This is a genomic window from Microcystis sp. M53598_WE2 (assembly GCF_030067735.1).
Classification (GTDB): domain Bacteria; phylum Cyanobacteriota; class Cyanobacteriia; order Cyanobacteriales; family Microcystaceae; genus Microcystis; species Microcystis aeruginosa.
Window position 1 is genome coordinate 1 of the sequence record NZ_JASJFE010000794.1, and the last position, 4185, is coordinate 4185.

7 protein-coding genes are annotated in these 4185 nt (G+C 43.6%); 4 read left to right on the forward strand and 3 right to left on the reverse strand.

The window, feature by feature from the left end:
• The coding region (locus tag PX636_RS16190) for a DUF4164 family protein (RefSeq protein WP_004163090.1) at positions 1–363 on the forward strand (363 nt) is incomplete at its 5' end.
• Between the two features lie 41 nt (positions 364–404).
• A complete protein-coding gene (locus PX636_RS16195) occupies positions 405–683 on the forward strand; it encodes a hypothetical protein (RefSeq protein WP_002735949.1) in 279 nt (92 codons plus the stop codon).
• Between the two features lie 59 nt (positions 684–742).
• Here PX636_RS16195 and PX636_RS16200 read toward each other — a convergent pair whose 3' ends face one another.
• Complete coding sequence (locus PX636_RS16200; RefSeq protein ID WP_012264245.1) at positions 743–1507, reverse strand: ABC transporter ATP-binding protein; 765 nt, start codon at positions 1505–1507, stop codon at positions 743–745.
• Between the two features lie 59 nt (positions 1508–1566).
• Entirely contained in the window at positions 1567–2379 is an 813-nt protein-coding gene (locus PX636_RS16205; protein ID WP_004163085.1) for an inositol monophosphatase family protein, read from the reverse strand.
• Positions 2380–2440: 61 nt separating this feature from the next.
• On the opposite strand from PX636_RS16205, the gene scpB reads away from it, so the two are divergent.
• Both scpB and PX636_RS16215 read left to right on the forward strand, forming a co-directional pair.
• On the forward strand, positions 2441–2959 hold the full coding sequence (gene scpB / locus PX636_RS16210; protein WP_002737651.1) for an SMC-Scp complex subunit ScpB: 519 nt from the start codon (positions 2441–2443) through the stop codon (positions 2957–2959).
• Positions 2960–3094: 135 nt separating this feature from the next.
• Positions 3095–3445, forward strand: coding sequence for a DUF760 domain-containing protein (locus PX636_RS16215; protein ID WP_002735620.1), 351 nt, complete (start codon positions 3095–3097; stop codon positions 3443–3445).
• A 437-nt stretch (positions 3446–3882) separates the two neighbouring features.
• Here PX636_RS16215 and PX636_RS16220 read toward each other — a convergent pair.
• Positions 3883–4185 (reverse strand): NAD-binding protein (locus PX636_RS16220; RefSeq protein ID WP_288117825.1); only part of this gene is annotated, 303 nt, incomplete at its 5' end.

Genomic DNA, 4185 nt, shown 5'->3' on the forward strand with positions numbered 1-4185 from the left:
ATGTCTAACGAAACCGTGACTTATTCCCTAGAAGCTGTTCTAACAAGGATCGAGGGAAAAATAGACTCTCTACAAAAAGATGTTAATCAAAAATTCGACAAAATCGATGAACGATTAACCAAAGTAGAAATAGGACAATCGGAGTTAAAAGGGGAGATTAAAGCCTTAGGCTTTAAGGTTGAGGGCATCGATAAAAGATTAGAGAAAGTAGAAAACGAGCAATCTGTTTTAGTTAAGTCTGTTTCTGACTTACAGGGATTTCGGGGGTTAATTTTACCTCTGATTGTTGGGGGAATTAGTGCTGGTATCGGGGCAATAATCACCGTCAGCATCAGATTTTCTCTACTCGGTGGCAACCCCTAAATAGCGCAATCGCAACATAGCAAAATATAGGAGTTTAGCTCATGTCTAACGAAACCGTGACTTATTCCCTAGAAGCTGTTCTGACAAGGATTGAGGGGAAAATAGACTCTCTACAAAGAGATGTTAACAAGCTAGAGATAGGACAATCGGAGTTAAAAGGGGAGATTAAAGCCCTAGATGAGCGACTAACCACAGAAATTAAAGGATTAACTGCAAGAGTCGCTAATCAGGAATTTACCAATCGAGGGATTCTAATCGCTTTGGTTGTTGCCATTTTAGGAGGGGCAGCCAAACTTTTTGGTTTTCTTCCCAATCCCTAACAGATATCTAATTAGGAAGTTGCCGTTTTCTTTTCACTGATAACTGAAAAATCCCTACCCTACCCAATCACCTCGTGTAAATCCGTCGGTGCGAGATTAGGATAAACCACTTCACCATCCTTAAACCAGATAATGCGCTGAGAGTGACGCGCCACATCAGCCTCGTGAGTTACCATGACGATAGTAATGCCACTGTTATTCAATTCCGAGAAAATAGCCATCACCTCTTGGGTAGTTTTCGAGTCTAGCGCCCCCGTCGGTTCATCAGCAAGTAATAATATGGGTTGATTGACAATTGCCCGGGCAATAGCGACGCGCTGCTGTTGTCCCCCCGATAATTGATTGGGTTTATTGTGCAGTCGATTATCTAATTTTACCTTCGTTAAAGCAGCGATCGCTCTTTCCTTTCTTTCTTGGGGAGAAACCCCACCATAAATCATCGGTAACATGACATTTTCTAGCGCACTCATCTGGGGTAAAAGATGGAATTGCTGGAAAACAAAGCCGATTTTGCGATTGCGAATCTGGGCTAAATCCCCATCCGGCAGCGTGGAAACGTCCAGATTTTCTAGATAATAAGACCCCGAGGTGGGACGATCAAGACAGCCGATAATATTCATGGCCGTGGATTTTCCCGAACCCGAAGCCCCCATAATAGCGCAATATTCCCCTTTTTTCAGGCTCAAATTGACGTTATTAAGAGCTTTAACCATGGTTTCGCCACTGCCGTAGATTTTAGATACATTTTCGAGGCGAATAATTACTGGCTGATAGACTTCGGCTTTATCGTTGCGTTCGCTGAGAGAGGAAGTATCAAAACTCATGAAATAATATAGAGATAAAACCATTAAATGCAGCTATTCTAACCTGAGCAATTCTCCATTCAAGCAACATCCTTGAGAAAACCGACTAAAGGCAAGAAAACCGGCGCTAAATTCGATCGAGCCACGGCTAAACAGGGATAGGATCGATCGCTATAATTTTCCCCCACCTGCAAGGGAAAAATCTTTTCTCCTAAAGAGATAAATACTCCGCCAGCGGCCTGTAGAATTGCCCAGACCGCAGCAATATCCCAGACTTTCGGGGTTGCTTCCACTCCTCCCAAAACCGTGCCATCGGCAACCAAAAGCAGATTATAACTAGCCACTCCTATCATCCGCACTTTGCAGGGAAAGGGATTTTTAAATATATCTGTACTACGAGCGCAGAGATTAAACAGATGATTTTTGCTGGGAAAATCTTCGCTGGTGTGAATCGGTTGACCATCACGGTAGGCTCCCTCTGGACCGGTTAAACCCGTCTCACCGTACCAATAGCCATAATAGGCCTGTTTTAGGCAGGGGAGATAAACAAATCCGAACACGGGAGTCCCCCAGTAGAGAAGTCCTAGGGAAATGCCCCAGATGGGAATACCGCGAGTAAAATTAGTCGTGCCGTCGATCGGATCCACGACCCAACACCATTCTTGATCCGGGAAAATATGGGTAGTTTCCTCGGTTAGGACTCCATGATCCTGGAAAGTGCGGGCAATTAGCGATCGCAATTCCCCATCGGACCAACGGTCGGCAGCCGTCACTAAAGTCCCATCTGCTTTATTGGTGGCCTGTAATTTGCCAAAATCAGCCAGTAAGCGATCGCCCACCTGCTCGGTAGCCTGATAACAAAAGTCTAAAACCTGACTCCAAAAAGTTTCCATAATTTTCTCGTTCGTCTTCTAGTAGAATATTAAATCATTGTCTAAACTTAGGTAGTCGAGATTGAGCGCGGAAGCCCACCAAGAGATCAGACTAGCTACCCGTCTAGAAGCGATACTTTACCTAAAAGGGCAGCCTGTCCCCTTAACCGAGATGGTGACATTAACCAACAGCGATCGCTTGACGGTGGAAGATGCCATGATCGAGTTAATGTCCGATTATGCTCACCGGGATAGTGCCTTGGAAGTGGTGGAAACCCCCCTCGGTTATAGTTTACAATTGCGGTCAGCTTATCAGAATTTGATCGAAGACCTGATCCCGGCCGAATTAGGCACAGGAACCCTCCGTACTTTAGCAGCGATCGCACTGAAAGAACCGATTTTGCAAGCGGATTTAATTAATTTGCGGGGCAGTACGGCCTATCAACAGGTTCAGGACTTGGTAGAACGAGGATTTGTGAGAAAACGCAAGCAAAACGAGGGTAGATCCTACTGGTTAGAAGTAACCGATAAATTTCATCAATATTTCGAGGTTGACAATCTTAGGGAACAGGGTATTCTGGAAGCTACCGATCAGGAATAAGGAGAGAGAGGGTATATTAGGGGTGAATATTTCTGATCACTGAGCTAAACTTGAGGAAGATGGGGGGACTTCGGGCAATCAAGAAGAGCGATTTGTTAACCTAGATCCAATAACCACTACAGCGTGGGAGTTCTGATGACTTTTAATCCTGATTTTTTTCCCTGGGAAACCGAAGAACAAAATGATAACTGTCTGATGCAGTATCTCCAGCAGCAGCATCCTGAAACCCTTGAGAGAATAGCCCAATCCGTCAGTAGCGAAATTAAAGATATTATCTCGCAAAACGTCAGGGGATTGGTGGGAATGTTGCCCTCAGAGGATTTTGCGGTACAAATTACCACCGACCGCGAGAATTTGGCGAATCTTCTCGCTTCAGCGATGATGACAGGTTATTTCCTAGGTCAAGTGGAGAAGCGCCATCATTTAGAATCAATTTTGTTAGCTACAGAATCAATTAAATTGGGCAAAAAACCAAAAATAGATTAATCTTCACCCAAGACAGAGACACTTTCATCGGTGTCTCTATCAGTTTTTAGCCCCCTTTGGCAAAACTCACCATCACCAAAATCGAGAGTAGGATACCGGGGGCAAGTAAACCCGCTAATAATCCAAATTCAGTCAGCGTCATAGAAAAATATGCCCAAAATTCCATCACTTCCTACTCTAACCCCCTCTTCTGGCTACCTCAACAAAGCTTAAGGAAAATTTAAAGCCTTTTACCGTTTTTTTTCCTATCAGTTGTCCGACTAGACAAACCAAAAAGAGTCTTTTTGATGTTGCCAAGCGGTTTATAAGTAGCTGGTTATAATTAAATTAAAAATGGATTTTAGGTTCGATCCCCCCTGCCCCCCCTTGATAAGGTAGGGTTGATTCATGAATCAACCCTACGCTTGATAAGGGGGGTGTCTGATAATTTTTAACGCCTACCTACTTAATTCTTTTTTCAGCGCCCCGTATAAAGCTGAATAATCGTCCTCTGCGAATCCCATTTCTAAAGCTTTTTCAAGAAGGCGCTGTACTCCTGTTAGGGGAAAAGTGGTTAAATCTAACTTCTCCGATTCCTCTAAAAAGAGATTAACATCTTTGAGTAAATGTTTAGTGGGAAAATTAGGGTTAGCATAATTTTCTTCTAACATTCTGGTTAATTTTTTGTCAAAAGTAGGCGCATATAAGGCACTTTGACGCAGGATAGTCATGAACTTTTCTAGATCTACTCCTTGCTGGGA

Coding starts and splice junctions, on each gene's coding strand:
- PX636_RS16200 (WP_012264245.1), bottom strand. CDS start 1,507: ATGAGTTTTGATACTTCCTCTCTCAGCGAACGCAACGATAAAGCCGAA.
- PX636_RS16215 (WP_002735620.1), top strand. CDS start 3,095: ATGACTTTTAATCCTGATTTTTTTCCCTGGGAAACCGAAGAACAAAAT.
- PX636_RS16195 (WP_002735949.1), top strand. CDS start 405: ATGTCTAACGAAACCGTGACTTATTCCCTAGAAGCTGTTCTGACAAGG.
- PX636_RS16205 (WP_004163085.1), bottom strand. CDS start 2,379: ATGGAAACTTTTTGGAGTCAGGTTTTAGACTTTTGTTATCAGGCTACC.